Raw genomic sequence first — 24,338 nt, forward strand, 5'->3', positions numbered from 1 at the left:
CAAAATATTTGAATGCAGCTAAAGATATAGTTTCGATATAAAAAAAATAGATTATTCCTTTTCTATTTCTGCTATTCGTCCATCGTACCATATTGAAGTTCTATGAGTGCTGCTGATAGTGAACGTACTTGAACGGGACGGGAATAACTGCGCAACTACCTGATAAGTTTCCGTTTTATTATTAATACTGAATTTCATGGTATACCCTTCATTCTTTGTGTTGGCCTCTACTGCAAAGTCTTTGGGAATTCCTTCAAATTGGATTCCTGCATCATTTGGATTGTAAATGCCCCCCAATTGTTGCTCTCCATAATATGGTAGACGGGCAGTTACTGAATCACCGCTAATTCTAAGATAGCTTGAAGAACCTGCAATATCAATACGGTTTACTGTGCTCCCTGGAGGAAACAATCCGGCATTGGCAATGCTATTAAGACCTATACTGGACATAGGCCTGGCCCATTGTGCATTGATTTCAAATGATTTTTCTGCTACCAAGTTGTTCAAAAATTCCTTCTCTTCAGGAGTGGCAACCGATTTAGAACTGGACGCACAACCTACAATCAGAATTAAAACAAAAATGGCCAGAGTTTCAGTAAACAACTTCATTTTCAACATTTTGATGTTCTTTACAAAATACAGAACTTATTTTACAATTTCGCTCATAGAAGTCAATTTAACGTGAAACCACATTAACCCTTATGGGGTATAGTGATTGTAAATTAAATGTGCGTATTTTTCTGTAATCGAACAACGTAAGCGATCCCAACCAATGCCAACCCAGCGCAACAATACAAAGTAACCGGTATTCGGAAAACATTTTCATGATAGTACCATCCCGATAATAATGCACCTAATCCAATACCAGCTTCTAAAGCAATATACATTGTGGCCATGGCATTTCCTTTTTTGCCTGTTAGACTTAGATCAATGGTCCAAGCATGTATGGCTGGAGTCACCACTCCCATAGCCAATCCATACAATCCTGCGCCAACCATAAGTCCTGGTTTACTGTTAAAGTAACCGATATAAAGTAAAGCAATGACCAATAGAGAAAGTCCCACTACAATCACCCGGGTTCTTCCGTATCGGTCAGAAAGCCTTCCTGCAACTACACGAACCAGTAGGGAAAAGATGGTAAAAATGATAAAGAACGTCCCTTTGTTTAGAATTCCAACTGATTCCGTCCAATCCGGAATCAATGTGAGTATCACCCCAAAGCTTGCATAGGCCAAAAAATTGACCACAGCTGCCGGGAGCGCCTCTTTGGCAATAATTTCTTTTTTTGAAATTTTCAGCGCCCTCCATTGAAATGGTTGTACATCTTGCAATGTTTCCTTGAGATTGACGATGAGCAACAATGCCAAGAATGCCATCAAAGATGAGCTGTAGAAAAGTACCGAATAGGAGAAATGCAACTTGATCAAACTTCCCAAGGCAGGACCTAAGGCCAAACCGGTACTAAAAGCTATTCCATGTATGCCCATGGCTTCCCCCAATCTTTGATGTGGCACCACATCAGAAACAAAAGTTGAAGCTGCCGTAGGTGTAAAACCAGTAGAAAAACCATGAAACAGACGTAACAGTAAAAAACCATATACCGTAGTTAAAATGGGATAGAAGAATCCACATACCAAACAAACCAAAGCTCCAAAAAGCATCACTGGCTTTCTTCCAACGGTATCTGTTAACCTGCCACTGAAAGGTCTAGAGACACCTGCCGTCAAAGTGAACAAAGCTATGATCAACCCTATATATTTGGCACCGCCCAAGCTTGACAGGTAGCTTGGCAATTCTGGGATGAGCATATTAAAACTTGCAGAAAAGAAAAGTGAGCTTAGACAAATTAAAATGAATTTTGGGGTGTACATTTGTTGTTTTGCCTCTCTGTTTTCTTTTTCAACTATTGTTCCCATTACTTGTATTCCTTAATTTTAGCTCAAAGAAATTATTTGTTTGCTGCACTGAAAAGGACATTTGTCCCACTGTTAAAAATGATACGAGTCAATCCTGAATTAACCGCCTATACCTCCAAGCTTTTTGAAACTGGCCAACATGATATTTTCATGGAAGACTTTGGAGCCAAGCAAAAAATTATGGAGCAGGGCCATAGGTACAACAGGGTCTACGTAATTCGGGAAGGCATTGCTAAATGTTACATCACTGATGAGAATGGGAAAGACTTCATCCAAGAATTTCTGGGGGTTGGAATGGAGTTTGGCGAGTTGGAAGTGTTCAACAATAAGCTGACCATTTGTTCTGTAGAAACCATAACTGACTTAAAGACATTCTCATTGCCTCATGAATGTTTCAACAGTTTATTGAAAAAAGATGCCCACTTCAATAGACTGATCATGAAGGCTCTTGCTGCAAAAATACGATATAAGGCACCTAGACATTCGTACCAACATTCCTACCCTATTGAGGATAATATCATTCGATTAAAGGAACAGTTTCCAGAAATCACCGAGGTTATCTCTAAAAAAGATATTGCCAATTACATTGGAGTAACTACCCGAAGTTTAAACAGAGCTCTAAAGGAACTAAAAGAGAAAATAGGAAGGTAATTTGCCTATCTTTTGAAACGTTCAAAAATGGCCAGGGTCTTTTTGGTATTGATGAAGTAGACCCCAGTTAAAAGAATTACCGCGGCCATGATAGATTGAAACGTAATCTGTTCATCCAAAAAATACCATCCTAGAATAAGTGCTACTATGGGATTTACATAGGTTGAAGTGGCTACCTTTTCAGGAGATACCGCCTTCAATAGATAATTAAACGAAGTAAAAGCAACAATGCTTCCAAAAACAACCAAAAGTACCATCACCAATTGTACTTTACCGCTCCACACTATAGGTGAGGACCAATCTTCACCAAAACCTAAACTCATCAGTGCCAAAACAATGCCTCCTGTAAACATCTGGTACCCGGTATTGACAAAATAATTGGTAGGTAAATCAGCCTTGGAAACAAATATACTGGCATAGCCCCAGCTCAACATACAAAAGAATATCATGACTATTCCAACAATAGTGTCTTCCTTGGTTACAATCTGTTTTTGACTTACTAAAAGATAAATGCCCATGAATCCTAGAACTACACCCACAACTGACATAGGTTGTATTTTTTTGCCCTGCAATATCCGCATCATTAAAAGTATGATCAAAGGCTGCGCTGATATTTCCAAGGCGGCAAAACCGCTATCCACATATTTTAAAGCCCAAACTGCCAAACCATTGCCTAGACTCAAAAAGAGAAAGCCTACCAATACGGCATTTCCTAATTGACGTTTAGTTATGGTAATCGGAATTTTCATCAGTTTGGCCCAGATGAAAATCAATACACCCGCAGTTACAAACCGGAATGAAGCCAACATGAACGGTGGAAGTTCGGCAACTGCAATCTTATTTAAAAGGTAAGTAGAACCCCAGATTACGTAAATGGCAAAAAAAGCAAGGACTACCAATGCAGAGTTTGAGGACTTTCCCATACCAATACATATTTATTGCCTTGCAATATTACGCATGTTTGTAAGAGTACAAAATAGATTAAATGTTTTAATGGGAAAGTTATGAGCAATTGCCAATGTTCAATAAATAGGCCGCTATTTCTTTTTCCAATTCTTTGAACCGTTCTATATGAAGTTTAATCTCTTCCACTAAAGTCTTAGACTCCCCTTTTTTGAGTCTAAGCTGCTCCATTATACGGTTCTGATGCCCCATAAACATCTTAAAATTTAGTTTGAGGTCGTATAACTTTTCAAAACAGGAGTGATTCTTGGGTTCGTATGTGTAGGAATTCAATTTTTTGGAAAGACGTTGAACAACATTATGGTTGCGTTCCATACGCACCAATAAATCTTGAAGATGATAAGTACTATGTTCTATTGTTTGATTCAAGTTTGTTTTTGTTTAACTTTTCAGCGCATCTTAAGACTCTTTTAAATTACTAATAATCCTACATTAATGGAGGTAATTTAACTTCATTTTTTTGTTAATTAACAATTGATGTTCTTAAACAAAAAAAGCCCGATGCATTGCATCGGACCTTTAATTTATAGTTAAGGAAAACTCTTTTATCCTTTAGTTTCTTCGTAAGCCTCTTCTTTAAGCTCTTCACTTGCAACAATAGCAAGTTCTACACGCCTGTTTTTGGCTTTTCCTTCAGCAGTCTCATTACTTTCACGCGGTTGGGTTTCTCCATACCACTTTGTGGTAAATCTTCCACCAGAAATCCCTTTAGACATCAAATAGTTGGTTACAGATTCCGCCCTTTGCTGAGAAAGCTTCCAGTTGTATTCCTCACTACCAGCACTATCCGTATGTCCTTCAACCAAAATATTTGACTTAGGATATTCCTTAAAAATTCCTGCCAATTTATCCAAAGTAGCTGCAGAAGTTCCTTTTACATCAGATCTGTTAGTGTCAAAGTAAACACCTGCATCTTCATTAAAGGTAACATTGATTCCCTCACCAACCCTTTTTACTTCAGCACCTGGAATCTCTTCTTCAATACGCTCGGCCTGTCTATCCATTCTATTCCCAATGTAACCTCCAGCAGCACCGCCTACAACAGCGCCGATAATGGCTCCCAAAGCTGTATTTCCTTTTCCTACATTGTTTCCTATGATTCCGCCTATAACGGCACCTCCAGAGGCTCCAATAACCGCGCCTTTTTGGGTGTTATTTGCATTCTTCACTGCATTACAGCTAACAAGAAGACCTAAAGTCAATAAAACGGCTGTACTTTTCAATATTATTCTTTTCATCTGATTACAATTTTTTTGAGAATTCATAAACTATAGTTACCAATTCCCCATCTACGGATACATTGGATTTAAGTGTCATGGCTTGTTCTGTGAGATTGACTATGTTTAAACGATAACCATAACCTCCTGAAATATCCTTACGGTTTTCATCTATAAACTTGAACTGCAATTGACTATTGTAGTTTTCTTGAGGCTCCACAACCGACCATCTAAAGAATCTGTCGCCACCTTGACACAAAGTGCTTTGTGAAATGGTATATCTTCCAGTGCTATTGTTGTCTCGGAAGAACCAGTCACTGCCCTCAAAGCAAATGTCTTCAGCATCATTAAAAATTACCGATTTAAAGTTTCCGGTGTTATTTTCATAAGAAATGTTGTCCAAGGTCCAAGAACCACTAAAAAGGTTCCGTTGTGTCCTAGCACTTTTGGAAACTGAGCATGACGTTAGTAAAAGTCCCGCCAATGCAACAAACAAAAATGTGTGTTTCATCATAAGAATTGGTATTTAGATTTGTATATATACGTTTGAGACACCTGTTTGACCTTTAGGTCATGTTAAAAAATGTTAAAAAATCGGGTCAATAAGCATATAGCTCTAGTAAAGCCTTTTCAAAACGTTGCTTGGGCAGATAATTTGCTTCCAATTCTTTTGCAAAGGGAACAGGAGTTTCCAAACTCCCAACTCTTTTAACGGGTGCATCCATAAATTCAAAGCAATTTTCCATGACCATAGCGGATATATCGCTGGCCACTCCGCCAAACAATGTATCTTCTTGTAAAATAATCAGCTTTCCTGTTTTCTTCACCGAAGTATAAACAGTATCTATGTCAAGAGGTTGAAGTGTACGCAAATCTATAAGATCTGCTTCAATTTCTGGGTGTTTTTCTAAAGTTTCCAATGCCCAATGTACGCCTGCACCGTAGCTTACAATAGAAACCGAATCACCTTCCTTAATTATGTTGGCCTTACCAAATGGCAAAGTGTAATAGTCTTGAGGAACATCGCCGTAAACACTACGATATAGTCCTTTGTGCTCAAAGAACAGCACAGGATTCGGGTCGTTTATGGCAGTATTCAATAATCCCTTCGCATCGTACGGAAATGCAGGATAAACCACCTTGAGTCCCGGTGTTTTAGTAAACCAAGCTTCATTGGTTTGCGAATGAAAAGGACCTGCCCCTACTCCACCACCACATGGCATCCGAACCACAACATCGGCATTTTGTCCCCAACGGTAATGCACTTTTGCCAGATAATTGACAATGGGATTAAAACCTGAGCTCACAAAATCAGCAAATTGCATTTCTACCACGGACTTCATCCCATTAATGGACAAACCCATTGCAGCTGAAACAATTGCAGATTCACAAATAGGTGTATTTCTAACTCGGCTTTTACCAAATTTTGACGTAAAACCCTCCGTAATTTTAAAAACTCCACCATAATCTGCTATATCCTGCCCCATAATAATCAATTCGTTGTACCTATCCATGGACTGTTCCAAACCTTGGGAAATAGCATCTACAAAACGAATATTCTTAGATTCATTATTAGATTCAAAATGCTTGTAATTATCATTTTGAAACACTTCATTTAACTCTTTACTTTCGTCAAATAAAACAGTGTCTTCATCAAAAGCTAGCTTTAAATTTTGGTTGATTTCCTCTGAAATATCAGCCTTCAATTCATCTATTTGCTTTTGATTGATAATTTTTTGCTCCAGTAAAAAGGTTTCGTAATTAGAAATAGGGTCTTTTTTGGCCCATTTCTTCATTAATTTTTCCGGCACATATTTAGTGCCACTTGCTTCTTCATGCCCCCGCATCCTGAAAGTTTTGAACTCCAACAGTACCGGTCTCGGTCTCTTCCGTATCGCTTTGGCCAACTCATCTACTTTGGAAAAAACTTCCAAGATATTGTTCCCGTCAATAATCCTGGACTCAATACCATACCCTTTGGCCCTATCTGCCAAATGTTCACAATTATATTGTTCTTTGACTGGCGTGGAAAGTCCATACCCATTATTTTCAACACAGAACAGTACAGGCAAATTCCAAACCGAAGCTACATTTAAAGCTTCATGAAAATCACCCTCGCTCGTTGCACCTTCACCCGTAAAAACTGCCGTGACCCGTTTATTTCTTCGCAACATGTCCGCAAGTGCAATGCCATCCGCCACACCCAATTGAGGACCCAAATGCGATATCATCCCCACAATTTTATATTCTTGTGTCCCAAAATGGAAACTACGGTCCCTGCCTTGTGTAAAACCACTCATTTTCCCTTGCCATTGCGCAAAAAGTCGGTATAAGGGTATGTTTCTAGAGGTAAAGACCCCTAAATTCCTGTGCATGGGAAGAATATACTCAGTATGTTTTAGCGCTTGAGTTACACCCACCGATATGGCTTCTTGCCCAATTCCACTAAACCATTTAGAAATTTTCCCCTGTCGTAACAAAATCAACATCTTCTCCTCTATCATCCTAGGCTTCAACATGCCTGCGTACAAATCCAGCAACTTTCGCTGATCTAAATTCCCAATATGGTATCGCATACAATCAAAAATATAATAGGTTAAAAGTAGTAAAAATGACATCCATTGCATTTACAATCCCATAAAGGTTTACCATAATTCACTACTTTTGAGTCTAAACAAAATTTGAAAGCATGAGTGCAATTCCAAGTGTAAACCTAGAGGATTTTGTTTCTGGTGAACCGGCCAGAAAAGAAAAGTTTGTCAAAGAAATTGGGGAGGCTTTTGAAGATATAGGCTTTGTAGCATTGAGTGGTCATTTTTTATCCGATGAGCTTGTTGAAAAGCTTTATGCAGAAATCAAAAAATTCTTCCAACTTCCACAAGACACCAAAAACAGTTATGAGATTGAAGGGATTGGAGGACAAAGAGGGTATACTTCGTTTGGAAAGGAGCATGCAAAAGGAAAAAAAGAAGGAGATCTCAAAGAATTCTGGCATTTTGGCCAATATGTAGAAGATAACCCAAAGCTTGAAGCTGAATATCCGAACAATGTTACGGTAACAGAACTTCCGGAGTTCAATGATGTGGGGAAGGAAACATACCAGATGTTAGAGAAAACAGCTCAATATGTTCTTAGAGCTTTGGCACTTCACCTTGGATTGGATGAGCTTTATTTTGACCAATGGATTAAAAATGGTAATTCCATATTAAGACCCATACACTACCCTCCCATTACAACTGAACCCAAAAATGCCGTGAGAGCAGCTGCACATGGAGATATTAATTTAATTACCTTATTGATGGGAGCCCATGGAAAGGGATTGCAAGTGCAAAATCACGAAGGGGAATGGGTTGATGCCATAGCGAAGCCCGACCAACTCATGATCAATGTAGGGGATATGCTTTCACGACTTTCCAACAATACGTTGAAATCGACCATACACCAAGTGGTAAATCCACCAAAAGAATTATGGGGAACTTCCAGGTATTCCATTCCATTTTTTATGCACCCTATAAGTGAAATGCCCTTGAACTGTTTAGAAAACTGTATTGACGAAGAGCATCCAAAAGCGTTTGCAGATACCACTGCCGGAGAATATTTGAATGAGCGATTGATTGAACTAGGGCTTGTAAAAAAATAAGATGGACTTACAGGATCAACTTAAGAATCTTTTCCCGGAGCATGTTCCAGAAAACTCCGAACCCGAGGTGGAGAAACCTTCTTATTGGATGCAAGATGCCCCAATCCTATGTAAGTACGAAAAAAGGAAAGGGAAGCCCGTGACCATATTGGATGGGTATACTGGTGCCGATAGCGATTTTAAAAAATTGGCTAAAGATCTAAAAACCTTTTTGGGTGTTGGCGGAAGCTTTAAAAAGGATACCATTATCATCCAAGGAGACTATAGGGATAAAATCATGACCTTCTTAAAGGACAAAGGTTTTTCAGTCAAAAGAGTTGGTGGGTAATTACCAGTTTTCATAGGTTTTTGATGTCTCGTGTTAAAATTTTACATTGAAAACCAATGTTTTATGAAAAAATTTTTGTGTTCTTAGTATAAATCTTACTTTTAATACTTCTTTAACCAACGAAAACTGAACTGAAAATGAAATCACTGTTGCACATTACCAACGGCGACGCTTTCACTTCAAAACTGCAATCACTAAATCTTAAGGGAGATATCATTACATGGCGTGAAATGTTATGTGAAGGAAAAACCCTATGCGCAGTTGGAAGTGAATCCTTTTGGAAAACTCGCTTTGAGTTTCTGAACAAAAACTACAAAGTTTCCAAATCTTGGTTTGTTGAAAAAACCTTGAAAGAGTACAGGTCATTGTGCAACCACAAACAACAAGATCATATTGTCTTGTGGTTTGAGTACGACCTGTTTTGTCAAATCAACATGTTGGCAGTACTCAGCTGGCTTAAGACACACAGGAGACATGCAGAAATATCATTGGTCTGTAGTGGCAATGAAGATGAATCCGATAGATTTTACGGCTTAAATGAATTAAGTGACGAAAAACTACTGGATCTGTATAAAAACAGAACCGTTCTTACACAAGACGATATTGAGTTTGCTGATTACGTGTGGCAATTGTATTGTAGCGACAACCCTATTCGCTTAGAGAACCTAGTTGCAAATAATGGTTTTCAGTTCGAATATCTTTCTGATGCACTTAAAACCCACCTTAGACGTTTCCCTACCATTAAAAATGGACTTAATGAACTCGAAAACCGAGTGCTGGAGACCGTTATGGACGAGAAACCTCAATCAAGAAATGATTTATTAGGCAAATTGCTCTCCAATCAAGGGTTTTATGGTTTTGGAGATACTCAATATGATAGAGTCATCACCTCATTGAAGCCGTTGTTCAACTCTTTTAACCCAGTTAAACTCACTAAAAGAGGAAAGCAAGTGTTATCTAATCAAGCAAATTATTATTCTCAAATACGTGACAATCAATTATATTTAGGCGGTTCTTTAAAGTATAACTTCCTGTACAATACCACCACGGATCGCATTCTAAAACTGTAATAAATGGCCATAAGTGACTCAGAACTAATTCTGAATCCCGATGGCAGTATCTACCATCTCAATCTATTGCCGCAAGATATTGCGCCAACCATAATAACTGTTGGCGACCCTAATCGTGTGGCTCAAGTTTCCAAGTACTTTGATTCTATTGAATTACAGAAGGAAAAGCGAGAATTCGTCACCCATACTGGCAGCTACCATGGAAAAAGAATCACTGTCATTTCCACTGGTATAGGAACAGACAATATCGACATAGTTTTTAACGAATTGGATGCTTTGGTCAATATTGATTTTGAAACCAGGCAGGTCAAGAATGAAAAAATACCACTCGATTTTATACGTATCGGTACATCTGGTTCCATTCAAAAAAATATCCCTGTAGATTCTTTTTTAATGAGCACAACTGGTGTAGGACTTGATGGGTTACTGCATTTCTATGAGTCTGGACAAGTCAGAAACTCAAAAATGGAACTGGCCCTACAAGAGCATTTGAGCTGGGAACAATACAATATCACTCCCTATGCAGTTGATTACGATAAAGATTTAGGTGCAATTTTTACTTCAAATCGTATACGATTTGGAATAACTGTCACAAATTCAGGATTTTATGGCCCACAAGGAAGAAAATTAAGACTATCACCTCGTATTTCTGACTTTAACGACAAACTTGCTATGTTCACTTATCAAAATCATAGTATTACGAATCTGGAAATGGAAACTTCCAGTATCTATGGACTTGCTAAATTACATGGACACAGGGCAGTTTCCTTAAATGCAATACTAGCAAATAGAGCCACTGGTGAGTTTTCAAAGCAAGGCTACAAAACAGTGGACAACCTCATAAAATTCACCTTAGAAAAGCTTGCTCCGTAGCTCATTGGCTTAACAATTTCTTTAAATATAGCCGACATCCTTTCCTTATTTTTAATAAAACTTCTCACTCATGCAGGAAAGACCCATCAAAAACAGAGATGTCAACTGGTTATATTTTAACGAACGAGTACTTTTGGAAGCTGCCGAACCAACCACTCCACTACTTGAGCGCCTAAAGTTTTTGGCTATATTTTCTTCCAATCTTGATGAATTCTTTAAGGTTCGTATTTCGCAATTACGTCAACTAAAGGAGATTGACAAACAATTGAGAAAAAAGCTGATTCTCAAAGCCAACAAAAAACTGAAGTTTATCCTAAATACCATCAACGAGCAACAAGAAATATTTGGAAGCACCATTCAAGATGTTTTTACCGAGCTGGAGCACCATCAAGTTTTCTTGAAAAAAGAAAGTGAGCTCACCCACCACCAAATTGATTATTTAAAAAGCTGGTTCAAAGAAGGAGTTTTACAAGATTGCAAAATAGTCAAGAATCATTCTCCCGAAGAGTTAAAAGATGGACAAGTCTACCTAATTGCTCAAATCACAGATGCAAAGTTTGAAATCGTTGAAATACCAACAGAAAACCACTCAAGATTTATCAAAGTCCCTGGAGAAGGTCATCAATTCTGTTATTTGGATGATGTTCTTAGGTTGAATTTGAGCTTCCTATTTCCCAATACAGAAATTTTAGGAAGCTATTCCATTAAAATGTCCAGAGATGCTGAATTATACCTAGAAGATGATTTCACAGATATTGAATTGGTCGAAGTAATCTATCAATCTTTGGGCAAGCGCAAATCTGGGCAACCTACAAGACTTCTTTATGACCAACATATGCCCGAAGCTTTACGTGAAGCCATAAAAAAAGAGTTCGATTTGAGTGATGTTGATATGTTTCCCGGAGGAAAATACCATAATCTTTCAGATTTTTTTGGTTTTCCCAACCCATTTGAAGACAACCGGCTCTCCTACGAACCTAAACCTCCTTTAAAACATCCAAAACTTTCTAACACCAAGGACATTTTCAAAAGCATTTCCAAAAAAGACCAATTGGTTCATTTCCCCTATCAAACCTTTGATGTCGTTCAAGACTTCGTGCATTCAGCAGCTACCGACCCAAGTGTCATCAGCATCAAAATGTCACTGTATCGCATAGCTAAAACCTCTAAACTTACCGACTCCATCCTATTAGCATTGGAAAACGGTAAAGATGTTACCTTATTTGTTGAAGCGCAAGCTCGTTTTGACGAAGAGAACAACATTAAATGGGGCCGTATTTTTCAAGAAAAAGGAGCTAAAGTTGTATTCAGTGTTCCAAATATAAAAGTACACTCTAAGATAGCCCTAGTAGAGCGTGAAGAGGCCTTAGAAAAAAAGAGATACGCATACATAGGCACCGGAAACTTCAATGCCAAAACAGCAAAGCTTTATTGCGACCATGGCTTACTGACGGCCCATAAGCGGATTACAGCCGATTTAGCACAGGTTTTTTGGGTTCTGGAACGCAGGCTCATCATCCCTAAACTAAAACATCTCTTAGTTTCCCCATTTACAACCCGCGCCACTTTACTTGAATTGATAAACAACGAAATTGACTTGGCCAAAGCTGGCAAAAAGGCCAAAATAACGCTCAAAATGAATAGCTTGGAAGACACCAAAATGATAAAAACACTCTATAAAGCTAGTGAAGCAGGTGTGGAAATTCGATTGTTGGTTCGTGGCTTTTGCTGTCTTTCCCCTAAACCTAAAGAAGAATTGGAATCCAATGAAAAGCCAATTTTGGTAACCAGTATAATTGATAGATATTTGGAGCACGGTAGAATCTACCTATTCGAAAATGGCGGCAAAGAAAAAATGTACATGGGCTCAGCGGATTGGATGACTCGAAATTTGGATAAAAGAATCGAGGTATTGACCCCAATTTTAGATGCAGACATTTTTCAAGAGCTTAAAGAAATACTTGAAATTCAATTATCTGATAATCATAAAGCCAGAATCATAGATGCGGAAGATAGTAATCAAAGATTCATTGCTGAACAAGAAGGCCAAAAAGTTCGCTCGCAATATGCGATTTATGACTACCTAAACAAAAAATTAAATGAAAAAGGTTAGAATTGTAGGTGTGCCAGAACATTTTAACCTTCCTTGGCATCTTGCCATGGAAGATGCGGCTTTTGAAAATCGAGGTATTCAATTGGAGTGGACAGATGTTCCGGAAGGAACTGGAAAAATGAGTCAAATGCTTCAGGAAGGTGAAACTGATTTGGCCATCATTCTTACCGAAGGCATCGTCAAAAGCATTGCACAAGGAAACCCTTCAAAAATTATCCAAGAATATGTTTCTTCCCCGCTACTTTGGGGAATCCATGTTTCCAACAAAAGCGACAGAGCCTCAATAGAAGAACTGGAAGGCGATACAATTGCCATTAGCCGTATGGGAAGTGGAAGTCACCTTATGGCCTATATCAATGCACAAAATCAAGGCTGGAATACTGAAAAATTGAAATTTGAAATTATCAATAACCTCAATGGAGCTGTCGAAAATTTAAGCGCTGGCTCCAATGCTTATTTTATGTGGGAACATTTCACCACAAAACCTTTGGTAGACCAAGGTGTTTTCAAACGTTTAGGCGATTGCCCTACCCCATGGCCTTGTTTTGTCATTGCAGCTACCAATTCTTTTTTAACAGCAAATACCGGAACATTAAAACATCTTTTAGCAATCATCAATACCTATACTGCTGAATTCAAACTAATCCCAAGCATAGACAGAACATTGGCAAACAGGTATGAACAACAACTGGAAGATATTCAAGATTGGCTTTCCAAAACAGAATGGGGGCAGCAGCAAATTAGCATAGAAACGCTAAACGAAGTGCAAAATAGATTGTTGAGCCTTCAATTAATTGAAAAAATCCAGACACCCTCACAGCTTCTCCATCTAGACTAGAGTTATTTACATCCTGATCACCAATCAATGGGTGGCCTTCCCAGCTTCGCCAAAATAGCATTGGTCTTGCTAAAATGCTGATTACCGAACCACAGTCCACGATTAGCACTTAAAGGCGAAGGGTGACCAGACGTAAGTATATGATGCTTGGTTTTGTCGATAAGCGATGCTTTTTTCTTGGCAAATCCGCCCCAAAGCAAAAACACAACACCTTCCAGCTCGCTGGAAATTGTCCTGATTACGGCATCTGTAAATTTTTCCCACCCCCTATTTTGATGACTTCCGGCCTGGTGGGCCCTAACTGATAGCGTTGCGTTCAACAACAGCACCCCTTGGTCGGCCCATCGCTCTAAATTTCCACTTTGCGGATAAGGCTTTTCTACATCCACTTTGATTTCTTTAAAAATATTGACCAACGAAGGTGGGTGCGGAATACCATCTTTTACAGAAAAACACAATCCATTAGCTTGATTGGGCCCATGATAGGGGTCTTGACCAATAACAACCACTTTGGTTTCATGAAAAGGACAATGATCAAAAGCTGCGAAGATTTCTTGACCTTTTGGATAACAGGTATATTGCCTGTATTCTTGTTTTACAAATTGCGCCAACTGCTCAAAATAAGGTTGTTCAAATTCTGACTCCAAGTATTTCTTCCAACTAGGATCAATATTCACATTCATATGCTCTTTTACTTTTTTTTGGTCAATTTATACAACAAATAGCCTATACCCACCACAAAATGAAGCACAATAATCGCTGCAATAATATATAATATTGTATTGTCTCCTCTCAATGAAAAAAGATTTTGTAAGAATAACTTCAAATTTAGCAAGTACGTTCTATATTTACTGGTTCCAAACCATAATTTAACCATGAAAGTAGCTTTTGAGATTCATTACCTAAAAAAGCGATTCCCGTTGAGAATAAGTAGAGGCGTACGGGACGGACAACACAATCTATTTGTAGCTGTAACCGATGAAGGCCATACTGGCTGGGGAGAAACTTCTCCTGGAGCATCAGAAGGAGCTGCAACCGCAGAAGAAGCACAACAACATCTAGAAACTTTCCTAAAGGAAAGTCCAAATTTAAATTCACCTTACAGCACTTATGATGCTGCAATAACACATGGGGTCGCTCCTTGCGCCATGGCAGCTTTGGATATTGCGCTATGGGATCTTCTGGCCAAAAAAGCCAACCTTCCATTGTATCAAATGTTGGGTTTTTCCAAACCAACAAAGCCTACCTCCATTACTTTGGGTATAATGCTCCCCGAAGAAGCAGCGGAACGACTACCCTTAATCTTGGAACAGGATGGCATCCGGACTTTAAAAGTCAAACTGGGAAATCCTGAAGGTATTGAAGCGGACAAAGCCATGTACCATTCGGTATTGGAATATCACAAATCCTATCCTATTTCCATTCGTGTGGATGCCAATGGCGGCTGGAACGTGGAAGATGCCAAACATATGATGCAGTGGTTATCGGAAAGAAACTGCGAGTATGTAGAACAACCCTTAAAAGAAGGCGAGGAAGGTTATCTACCTGAATTATATAAGAATAGACCCCTACCCATTTTTGTGGATGAAAGTTGTCGTTTTGCAACAGATATTCCAAAATGGGCACATGCTGTTGATGGTGTTAACATGAAATTGATGAAATGCGGAGGCATCACAGGAGCTTTGAGAATCATCAATACAGCTAATGCATTTGGTTTAAAGACCATGATTGGATGTATGGGAGAGACTTCCATATCCATTGCTGCCGGTGCGGCCGTATCTGGAGTATTGGACCACATCGATTTAGATTCACATCTCAATTTAAATCCAGACCCCTGTGAAGGAGCTCCCCTAATCAATGAAATAACCATGCCTACAGATGTTCCAGGGCATGGAGGACAATTCAAACAATTTTAAAAAAGATGGATTCAAGCAAGAAAATATGCCTCTACATGGAAGGGGCCTTGGACAATGATTCCGGAAAAATGGGCTATGGTCTAATGCGTTTCTCCAAACATCCCATTGTATGCGCCATAGATTCCAACTATGCGGGCAAAACTGTAAATGAAGCTGTAGGATTACCCTATGACATTCCAGTTGTAGCTTCAGTAAAAGAAGCCATTGCCTTTGAAGCCGAAATTATGGTATTGGGCATTGCCCCAAGTGGCGGACGTTTTCCAGATGAATGGGACGAACCAGTATCTTACGCCCTCACCAATGGACTTTCATTGATCAACGGGCTACACGACGATTTGAATGCTCGTTTCGGGCATCTCTTAGAGGAAAACATCATTTGGGATGTACGCAAACCCAAGCCCACCTACCCTATTGCTTCGGGCAAAGCCGCTGAGCTCAACAACAAACGGATTCTGATGATAGGAACCGATATGGCCGCCGGAAAAATGACTGCCGGTCTAGAACTATATGCCACACTTCAAAATAAAGGAGTGTCAACAGGTTTTGTGCCTACGGGACAGATAGGCATTACCTTAATGGGCAATGGAATTCCATTGGATGCCATAAAGGTGGACCAAGCAGCTGGTGCTGTTGAGCAGGCCGTTTTGGAACAGTCCAACAATGATATCATCATCGTTGAGGGACAAGGTTCCTTGGCGCACCCAGGAAGTACGGCCACTTTACCCTTGATTCGAGGTTCCCAACCCACACATTTTATTCTATGCCATAAAGCGGCGCATAGCCATTTGCGCCAACCTGTTTCACATGTTCCCATACCTCCATTGGATGAGTTCATTAAACTGAATGAAGCTGTGGCCAGTGTGTGTGGTTCATTACAAACTGCAAAAACCATTGGGATAGCTTTAAATACTGTTGGATTGACAGATGAAGAGGCTCTGGCTAAAATCAAGGAGGTGGAAAATCTAACAGGACTTCCCACAACTGACATGATTCGTTTTGGAACGGAAAAGCTGATAAAAGCACTGTTCTAGTCCTTTAAAGAATTTTGGAAAGAGTACTTTTGATATGGTTTTGGCCAGTTTTACAGTTTTAAAAAATTGTATTGTATATTTACAGCCTTAAAAAACTGTAACTCTATCGTACAACCTTAAACAACTGTATTTAAAAACTACAGTTTTCAAACATTGTACAAAATTCAAAAAATGAAAGCCGCAGTAATTTCAGGAGATGTAATAGCGTTCACAAGTCTTTCAAAAATTGACAAGGAAATTCTTGAGGGTCAATTGGAAATTCTCTTAAAGGATTTGGAAAACTATAACATCTATGCCAGAATAATCAAGGGGGACTATTTGGAGATGGTAATCCCCAAGTATGAACACGCCCTTCGAATCGCTTTGGCCACCAAATGTTTGGTAAAATCCTCTTCCACAAAAATGGAAAAAAAAGAAGGCAGAAGAGTTAAATATTTTATCTCATATGGTATTAGACTGGCAATAGGCTATGGAAAGCTCAGCAGGTTTGATCAACAAAAGGGCATTATAGATGGAGAAGCCATATACATGTCGGGAAGGAAGATAAATGAGGAGCACACACACTCAAAGGAAAGGATTACAATAAAAAACACTTTGTTTTTTGAATCGAACGAAGAGCGATTGAACCAAATTTTCGCCCCAATCATAACCTTATTGGATTTTATAATCTACAAGGCCACTCCAAAACAGTGCCGAATAATTTATGAAAGACTACTGGGAGGCAATGAAGATGACATATCCAAAAAATTAAATATATCCCAACAAACAGTGAACGATCAGTCCCTTCGTTCTGGTTGGGATGCCATTGAAAAATCAGTCTTGTTCTTTGAAAAAGAAATAAAATAGCTATGACGGCACAATTCACCCAACTGTTACTATCCCAGTTGATTGCACATCTTCTCACCGATTACACCTTTCAAAACGATTCAAAGGCAAATGACAAAAACACGAAAGGGTTCAAAAGCAAGTTTTTAAAATGGCATGCCTTGATCATGTTTTTGACTTCTTTTATACTGTCCTTTCAATTGGAGTTTGTTTTTGGTGCAATCATTATTGCATTTACCCATTACATAATAGATGGCCTTAAACCAAAATTGAACAAATCAAAAAGCATGGGCAACTACGCTTTTTTTATTGATCAAATCTTACACTTGGCCATCATTGTAGGAGTAGTTTTTCTATTCTCAAAACTATTTACCATTGCCCCGATGACCAAAGGATTGGAGCTCAATAAAATTTTCACGCTGGTAGTTGGTTTTTTGCTTGCCGGAAAGGCCTCGAATATTGTGATCAAGGAAATATTTAAAATTTTCAAGGTCAGTATTCCCAAAAATGACAACGATTTACAGAATGCGGGAAAGTTGATCGGAATTGTGGAAAGATGGTTGACTCTTGCCTTTATACTAATGTCGCAATACGCTGCCGTTGGATTTTTGTTGGCTTCAAAGTCGATTCTCAGGTTTAAGACACAAGAAGGAAACGAATTCAATAAGACAGAATATGTACTGGTTGGTACATTGTTGAGTTTTGCCATAGCAATTGGAATAGGAATCACCTTTAATTTAATCTATCCACCCATTGATTGATTAAATACCCCCAGATATAGATCATGCAGCGCATACACCCTAAAACCCTTCAAGATTTAGAATTTCCAACGGTGTTGGAACAATTGGCCGCGCGTTGCAATACCGAGTTGGGCAAGGCCAAAGCCATTGAAGTAGCTCCTATCCTGGATCACGAGTTGCTCATGACCGTTTTGGGACAAACTTCGGAGTATTTAGCTTCATTTTCCAATGACAACCGAATCCCCAATCATGGTTTTGATAGTATCGATAAAGAACTAAAGCTGCTACAGATTGAAAACACCACATTGGAGGTTCAAGGTTTCCGAAGAATAGCTGGTATCTGCAAAACGGTGGCCATCCATCAAAAGTTCTTTAAAAAGTTCAAGGAATATTATCCTTTGCTCTTCACAAAGGCTGATGCATTGGAACCCAACACTGAGATTCCTTCCGCCATCGACAATGTCATCGACAAATTTGGGGAAATCAGGGACAATGCTTCAGAAGAGCTTGGGCAAATCCGAAGACAAATTGGAGAGGTACGCGGAAAAATCAACCAAAGTTTTGGTGCGGCCCTGGCCAAATATCAATCCTCCGATTTTCTGGATGACATACGGGAGTCCGTGGTGGAAAACCGAAGAGTTTTGGCCGTAAAGGCCATGCACCGCCGCAAGGTGAAAGGAACGGTCATGGGCAATTCCAAAACAGGAAGCATTGTCTACATCATTCCCGAAACTACGTTGGGACATACTCGTGAACTGAGCAACCTTGAGTATGAAGAAAAGGAAGAGGTTCAACGCATTCTGAATGAGCTTACCGACGCCATCAGGCCCTTCAAACCGTTGTTAGAAGAATATCAAGATTATCTAACTGACGTTGACATTACGGCAGCTAAGGCCAAGTATGCCCTGGAAATGGATGCTTTGTTGCCCAAAATCAGTGAAAACAAGGAAATGTTCCTACGGGATGCCTATCATCCGCTTCTTTTCTTGACCAACAAGTTGAAAAAAGAAAAAACCTGGCCTCAAACCATTCAATTGCACAGTGAGAACCGAATCATTGTAATTTCAGGACCTAATGCTGGAGGGAAAAGTATCACTTTAAAGACCATCGGCCTACTTCAAGTAATGTTGCAAAGTGGCCTGCTGATCCCTGTGCACGAACGCAGTTCTGTATGCCTTTTTGATAAAATATTGACAGATATAGGAGATAATCAATCTATTGAAAATCATCTAAGTACATACAGTTATCGATTGAAGAACATGAATCATTTCTTAAAGAAGTGCAATGATAAAACTTTGTTCTTAATTGATGAATTTGGTACGGGAAGTGATCCTGAATTGGGAGGGGCTCTGGCCGAAGCTTTTTTGGAAGTCTTTTATGAACGTGAAGCCTACGGAGTCATTACAACACATTATGCCAATTTAAAAGCCTTGGCCGATGAACTGCCCCATGCCACCAATGCCAACATGCTTTTCAATTCCAAAACTCTGGAACCCACTTTTCAATTGGTTCTGGGAGAAGCGGGCAGTTCGTTTACCTTTGAAGTGGCCCAAAAGAATGGCATCCCCTACTCGCTCATCAACAAAGCCAAAAAGAAAATCGATCGTGGAAAAGTGCGTTTTGATGCAACCATCTCCAAATTACAAAAGGAGCGTAATAAAATGGTCCAGACCGGTTCTAGATTGCAAGAGGAAGAAACCAAGGCCAAGGAAGAAGCGGCACGTTTAGAAAAACTTAATACCAAAATCAAGTCAAAGCTAGAGAGCTATCAAGAGCTCTATGACCATAACCAACGCATGATCCACTTGGGAAATAAGGTGAATGATGCCGCCGAACGATATTTTCATGATAATAAAAAGCGTCCTTTAATTTCAGAAATGCTTCGCATCGTAGAAACGGAGAATAGCAAGCGAAGAAAAACCACCGCTAAAGAAGCCAAGGCAAAAAAGGTAGAAAAAAAACAGGTAGCCCAAGAATTGGAACAAAAGATAGCTCCGGTAAGAAAAGAAAGGAAGGCCAAGAAAAAGAAAGCGGTTCAAGAAGAAAAGAACAAGCCAAGGCCAATACTTAAAGTCGGCGACCGGGTACGCTTGCACGATGGCAAGGCCGTGGGCAGTATCGACAAGCTCGAAAAAAACAAGGCAGTGGTCAATTACGGTCTGTTCACCACCAATGTAAGTGTAGACCAACTGGAATTAGTGGAAGCGGTAAAGAAGTGACAGTTTATCAATGTTCAGTTATCAATTAGCAATTGTTACACTATATCGTTGATTGTTCACTGTCCATTGAAAAGAGAACAGCCGGCATCAAGTTGTTGAACCCAACCTGAGCGGCCGACTGTATTTAAAAACTATTCGTACTGCACCTGTTTTACGGTGAAGGTGACTTTCATTTTATCTTCAAAAGAATCCAATGCATGTGAATAACTACGATTTGGACCTTCTGTACCGTCCGGGTCGTCCACAGTGGTTAAAGTAGGTACAAAGCCTATATCCTTTAACTCAATTGAAATGTTATCATCGCCTAAATCATCAAAACCAACAAAATTTTTGTCTTTTAGATGTGCATATAAATACACTTCGTCAGCATCTAAATCAGGTTTGTAAAGTTCAATGGTCGCAGATTTGTTTACCGTATGCGGATCGGTTGGCGACACATCTTTAGCATCTCCCCAATCCTCTGACCAACTGGCATAACTCCCTGTATAACTAGAACTACCACTTTTTCGAATACCAGCGGAAATATCCCCATAAATTTCCTTTTGCACGGATCCTGTTCTTGAAATTTCTTCTATGGTAACCTTGTATTTGAACCATGCCTCTTGACAAGAACGTACTGGATACTCAGATGCTAAAACCACTCTGGCCACAGGCATATCTTTTTTAATGTATCTCAATTTGTAAGCTAACAATTTCCCTGGGGAATCCTTGGAATAATTACCTCCGTTTATGATATAGCTATATACGCCTTCAGGTCCTGTGATTACACCAACAGCATCTTCAGCAGAACCTCCTATAACCAAAGCCTCTACCTTAGACTCACTGATTATTTCATTGTAATCTACATCTATTCCACCATCGCCACTGGTTTGACCCTGACTAAAAGAGAGTGCAAAAGCTGATTTTACCTCTAAGTAGGAAGCATTTGATTCTACCGTATATAATACCATTCTTCCATACATCGCAGAAGTTACGATTACGGGACTGGTATTGTCTAAATTGGGAAGTTCGGTAAATAATGACCCGGGATCATCATTTGGTGGTAAGGTCATGTCAATCGTATAGTATTCCTGAAAAAACTTAACCACATATTTATAGCGGTAACCAGATTGAGAAAAATCAAACGAAGAAGCAACTTCTTTGTTCTTTGACCTGTAGTTTGCACCAAGGGCTATATTTAAGTGTTCTTCAGAATACACTTCCTCTACCGTAAAATTAAGTTCGGCAGGTGTTGCACCATTAACTCCTTGGTTCAATAATTCGTTTACACCATTACGAACACTATCCAAGTCCGGGTCTTCTATATCAATAGATGCCGAACCATCTATATTTTCCAATGAAACGGAAAGGGTAATTGGGGCACGTCCTCCATTAATTCCAATATACTCCCCAGTTGGAATGGACTCTCCTTTAAGCATGGCCCCAGGATAAATAACGTCGGTAGAGGGGTCCAATGCCAACATTTCATCAAAACCAGGAGCGGCTTTATAATGCCTAACTACACATTCATAATTAACATCACGTTCTGGGTCTTCTTCATCTAAAAGTTCTGGAGTGGCAATCTCATCTGGTTGCGAAAAAGCCTGCAAGGTTGATAGATTATCATTTATATTGTCTTTTTCCTCTTGGGATATGGGGTCATCATCTGAACCGCCAATGGGCTCAATGTTTTCATCTTTACTGCAAGAGAGTACAGTAATCAATAGACCAACCAATACTATTGTGGTCAGTAAATTCTTTTGTTGGGTGATGATTTTCATAATTTCTAGTTTTTTGGATTCAACACCCCAAAACTAGAAGCAGATAGAGGCCATACCTAATTTTTGGCATGGACAAAGTATGGACAAGGAGTGTGGATTTAGCTCAAATAAGCTATGGACAATGATAATTCTAAAAAAAGAGAAATATAATATAAGTAGCTATTAATCAATCAATTAATTTTTATTTAACACCTAGCGTAAATTACATTGATATGGACAATCAATGGACATGGGCAAAACCCAATAGTTGTTAGCTTATTGAGGATTCAGGTCTTTTAATCTATCTTTATTAAAGTCAAAATCAGCAACCAATGAAAAGTCAATTTTGTTTTTACACTCTTTTGTTCATCTGTTTTCCAATCATTTCCATTGCACAGTATGATGCATCGCCCAAACAGATTGATAGTTTAGAGAACCTGTTGCAAATTTCACCTCGGGACACCACGCACACATCTATTTTAACCAATCTTTGGAGGGCACATATTCATAACGACATTGATAAATCATTTATCTATGCCGACGAATTGATCAAACTAGGGAAGGATTTTGACCATATCCCCGCAGAATATACAGGATATCAACGTATGGGAATTGCTTATTCCTATATTGATGACTACGAAAAATCAAATGCTTATTATAGAAAAGGAATCAAATTAGGACTGGAAAAGAATGAATATAGCTGCGTTGCTGCCATGCATTATAATATTGCCGCTAACTTTAATATGGTGAATCAGGAAGACAGCACTATTTATCACGCTGAGCAAGCAATACCAGCTTTTTTAAAAATGAACGATTCCATTGGCTCTGCTGGTTGCAAGTCATTAATAGCTTCGGTATATTTTAAAAAAGGACAGTATAGGTTATCTCTAGAGAATTCAATTGAAGCCATGCATACTTATCAAAACTATGATCATTACAGGGCGCGACAAGGCGAGGTCATAGCAATGAACAAAATTGCACAGAACTACCTTAAAATGGGAGATACAACATTGGCCCTGGAACACCTGACAAAAGAATTGAATTTGCATCAAACACGTAATGATAAACGAGGGGCCATGCTCAATTTATTTCAAATTGGTCTTATTTACTCCAATGATATGAACAAACTTGTGGAAGCTAAAGACATGCTCCATAAAAGTAAAATGCTGGCCAATGAATTGAAAAACCCTAGTGGTTTGTTGAATGCCAATTATGGACTTGGTCTATACCACGAAAAAACAAATGAATATGCGTTGGCCAAACAATATTTGAATGAATCACTAAGGTTGTCCGATTCACTAGGCCAAATAGCAAATAAAATCAGTACTAATTTAGCTTTGGCACGAATAGCTGGCAAAAGCAATCAACCCACCGTAGCGCTTGAATTGGCACAAGAAGCAAAATCAATGGCTGACTCCATAGGACATTTGGAAGATCAAGCCGAGGCACATAAAATCATATACCAATATAATCAACATGTAGGCAATTTTTCAGAAGCCCTGAACAACCATATACAATTCAAAGTTATCAATGATAGCATTTACAATTTGAAGAGCAATCAACGCATGTCTGAACTCCAAACTATTTATGAAACTGAAAAAAAAGAAGCAGCCCTGGCCTTAAAAGATGAGGAAATAAACACACTTAATGAAAAAGCTAAGGTCGACAAACTCACCAAAGGCCTGTATGCGGGAGGTATGGCCTCTGCCCTAGCCTTGTTTGGCTTGTCGGTTTTCGGGTACCGCCAACGCATCAAAAAGAACCGGATTGCCCGCGAAAAGCAGGAGGAAATTTACAAGCAAGAAATCGCACACAAGAAAAAAGAACTGGCAAGTCAAACACTTCATTTAGTGCAAAAAAATACATTTTTGGAAGAGTTAAAAGAGAATCTGGAGAACCTTAAAAATTCGCCTGACAAGTTCAAAATGGAGTTTCGCCGCATTGTAATGCTTTTGAAAAAAGAAAAGGCCTCTGACAAAGATTGGGAAACCTTTAAAACCTACTTTTCAGAAGTCCACAACGACTTTGACCAAAAACTAAAGACACTTTATGCCGATATTTCTGAAAAGGAAATACGATTGGCGGCGTTTCTTAGAATGAATTTGACAACCAAAGAAATTGCAGCGACTATGAATGTACTGCCCGATAGTATTCTCAAGTCAAAATATCGCTTGAAAAAGAAATTGGGACTTGATAAGGATACAGATCTGGGCAGTTTTTTGAACACTTTGTAATCCCAAATTGAAAAAAGGCCCTTAA

The 24,338-nt window shown here is 39.1% G+C and carries 22 protein-coding genes; 13 read left to right on the forward strand and 9 right to left on the reverse strand.

All coding sequences use genetic code 11. The features are described 5' to 3' along the window. Positions 1-51: 51 nt before the first annotated feature. Positions 52-609: a DUF4251 domain-containing protein gene (locus HJC33_RS13325; RefSeq protein WP_171659316.1), complete on the reverse strand. Its 558-nt coding sequence runs from the start codon at positions 607-609 to the stop codon at positions 52-54. A 113-nt stretch (positions 610-722) separates the two neighbouring features. Further along, the gene (locus HJC33_RS13330) at positions 723-1,916 is read right to left on the reverse strand and encodes an MFS transporter (RefSeq protein ID WP_171659317.1); all 1,194 of its coding nucleotides are present in this window, start codon (positions 1,914-1,916) and stop codon (positions 723-725) included. Between the two features lie 78 nt (positions 1,917-1,994). Between HJC33_RS13330 and HJC33_RS13335 the strand changes: the two genes are divergently transcribed. Continuing rightward, positions 1,995-2,567, forward strand: a complete 573-nt coding sequence (locus tag HJC33_RS13335) for a Crp/Fnr family transcriptional regulator (RefSeq protein ID WP_171659318.1) — start codon at positions 1,995-1,997, stop codon at positions 2,565-2,567. A 5-nt stretch (positions 2,568-2,572) separates the two neighbouring features. On the opposite strand, the gene HJC33_RS13340 is transcribed toward HJC33_RS13335, so the two are convergent. The 5 genes from HJC33_RS13340 to HJC33_RS13360 form a co-directional block, all read right to left on the reverse strand. Next, positions 2,573-3,490: an EamA family transporter gene (locus HJC33_RS13340; RefSeq protein WP_171659319.1), complete on the reverse strand. Its 918-nt coding sequence runs from the start codon at positions 3,488-3,490 to the stop codon at positions 2,573-2,575. A gap of 79 nt (positions 3,491-3,569) precedes the next feature. Next, on the reverse strand, positions 3,570-3,899 hold the full coding sequence (locus HJC33_RS13345) for a hypothetical protein (RefSeq protein ID WP_171659320.1): 330 nt from the start codon (positions 3,897-3,899) through the stop codon (positions 3,570-3,572). A gap of 176 nt (positions 3,900-4,075) precedes the next feature. Further along, complete coding sequence (locus HJC33_RS13350) at positions 4,076-4,768, reverse strand: YiaD family glycine zipper/OmpA-like lipoprotein (protein WP_171659321.1); 693 nt, start codon at positions 4,766-4,768, stop codon at positions 4,076-4,078. 4 nt (positions 4,769-4,772) lie between these two features. Continuing rightward, positions 4,773-5,261: a lipocalin family protein gene (locus HJC33_RS13355; protein WP_171659322.1), complete on the reverse strand. Its 489-nt coding sequence runs from the start codon at positions 5,259-5,261 to the stop codon at positions 4,773-4,775. An 85-nt stretch (positions 5,262-5,346) separates the two neighbouring features. Then, positions 5,347-7,323 carry an alpha-ketoacid dehydrogenase subunit alpha/beta gene (locus HJC33_RS13360; protein WP_171659644.1) on the reverse strand — a complete coding sequence of 659 codons (1,977 nt, stop codon included), beginning with the start codon at positions 7,321-7,323 and terminating at the stop codon, positions 5,347-5,349. 113 nt (positions 7,324-7,436) lie between these two features. Here HJC33_RS13360 and HJC33_RS13365 point away from each other — a divergent pair, with 113 nt between their 5' ends. From HJC33_RS13365 to HJC33_RS13390, 6 genes are all read left to right on the forward strand, one after another. Then, positions 7,437-8,387: an isopenicillin N synthase family dioxygenase gene (locus HJC33_RS13365; RefSeq protein WP_171659323.1), complete on the forward strand. Its 951-nt coding sequence runs from the start codon at positions 7,437-7,439 to the stop codon at positions 8,385-8,387. A 1-nt stretch (position 8,388) separates the two neighbouring features. Next, positions 8,389-8,715, forward strand: a complete 327-nt coding sequence (locus tag HJC33_RS13370; protein WP_171659324.1) for a translation initiation factor — start codon at positions 8,389-8,391, stop codon at positions 8,713-8,715. 137 nt (positions 8,716-8,852) lie between these two features. Beyond that, positions 8,853-9,785, forward strand: coding sequence for a DUF1835 domain-containing protein (locus HJC33_RS13375; RefSeq protein WP_171659325.1), 933 nt, complete (start codon positions 8,853-8,855; stop codon positions 9,783-9,785). Between the two features lie 3 nt (positions 9,786-9,788). Beyond that, positions 9,789-10,658 (forward strand): nucleoside phosphorylase, encoded by an 870-nt coding sequence (locus HJC33_RS13380; RefSeq protein WP_171659326.1) that lies wholly within the window; start codon positions 9,789-9,791, stop codon positions 10,656-10,658. Positions 10,659-10,728: 70 nt separating this feature from the next. After that, complete coding sequence (gene ppk1 / locus HJC33_RS13385) at positions 10,729-12,771, forward strand: polyphosphate kinase 1 (protein WP_171659327.1); 2,043 nt, start codon at positions 10,729-10,731, stop codon at positions 12,769-12,771. After that, positions 12,758-13,609 (forward strand): substrate-binding domain-containing protein, encoded by an 852-nt coding sequence (locus HJC33_RS13390; protein WP_171659328.1) that lies wholly within the window; start codon positions 12,758-12,760, stop codon positions 13,607-13,609. Before ppk1 ends, HJC33_RS13390 begins: the two co-directional genes overlap by 14 nt. A gap of 17 nt (positions 13,610-13,626) precedes the next feature. On the opposite strand, the gene HJC33_RS13395 is transcribed toward HJC33_RS13390, so the two are convergent. Further along, entirely contained in the window at positions 13,627-14,292 is a 666-nt protein-coding gene (locus HJC33_RS13395; RefSeq protein WP_171659329.1) for a uracil-DNA glycosylase, read from the reverse strand. 192 nt (positions 14,293-14,484) lie between these two features. Between HJC33_RS13395 and HJC33_RS13400 the strand changes: the two genes are divergently transcribed. The 5 genes from HJC33_RS13400 (at position 14,485) to HJC33_RS13420 (ending at position 20,340) form a co-directional block, all read left to right on the forward strand. Continuing rightward, positions 14,485-15,525 (forward strand): dipeptide epimerase, encoded by a 1,041-nt coding sequence (locus HJC33_RS13400; protein WP_171659330.1) that lies wholly within the window; start codon positions 14,485-14,487, stop codon positions 15,523-15,525. A 5-nt stretch (positions 15,526-15,530) separates the two neighbouring features. Then, complete coding sequence (locus tag HJC33_RS13405) at positions 15,531-16,556, forward strand: N-acetyltransferase DgcN family protein (protein ID WP_246245553.1); 1,026 nt, start codon at positions 15,531-15,533, stop codon at positions 16,554-16,556. A gap of 171 nt (positions 16,557-16,727) precedes the next feature. Next, complete coding sequence (locus HJC33_RS13410) at positions 16,728-17,402, forward strand: fumarate hydratase (protein ID WP_171659331.1); 675 nt, start codon at positions 16,728-16,730, stop codon at positions 17,400-17,402. Positions 17,403-17,404: 2 nt separating this feature from the next. Next, the gene (locus HJC33_RS13415) at positions 17,405-18,142 is read left to right on the forward strand and encodes a DUF3307 domain-containing protein (protein ID WP_171659332.1); all 738 of its coding nucleotides are present in this window, start codon (positions 17,405-17,407) and stop codon (positions 18,140-18,142) included. A 23-nt stretch (positions 18,143-18,165) separates the two neighbouring features. Next, positions 18,166-20,340 carry an endonuclease MutS2 gene (locus HJC33_RS13420; protein WP_171659333.1) on the forward strand — a complete coding sequence of 725 codons (2,175 nt, stop codon included), beginning with the start codon at positions 18,166-18,168 and terminating at the stop codon, positions 20,338-20,340. Positions 20,341-20,471: 131 nt separating this feature from the next. On the opposite strand, the gene HJC33_RS13425 is transcribed toward HJC33_RS13420, so the two are convergent. Further along, a complete protein-coding gene (locus HJC33_RS13425) occupies positions 20,472-22,100 on the reverse strand; it encodes a thiol-activated cytolysin family protein (protein WP_171659334.1) in 1,629 nt (542 codons plus the stop codon). Positions 22,101-22,411: 311 nt separating this feature from the next. On the opposite strand from HJC33_RS13425, the gene HJC33_RS13430 reads away from it, so the two are divergent. Beyond that, a complete protein-coding gene (locus HJC33_RS13430) occupies positions 22,412-24,313 on the forward strand; it encodes a tetratricopeptide repeat protein (protein ID WP_171659335.1) in 1,902 nt (633 codons plus the stop codon). Positions 24,314-24,338: the final 25 nt, after the last annotated feature.

Origin of the sequence: Flagellimonas amphidinii (assembly GCF_013090115.1) — a bacterium.
Classification (GTDB): domain Bacteria; phylum Bacteroidota; class Bacteroidia; order Flavobacteriales; family Flavobacteriaceae; genus Flagellimonas; species Flagellimonas amphidinii.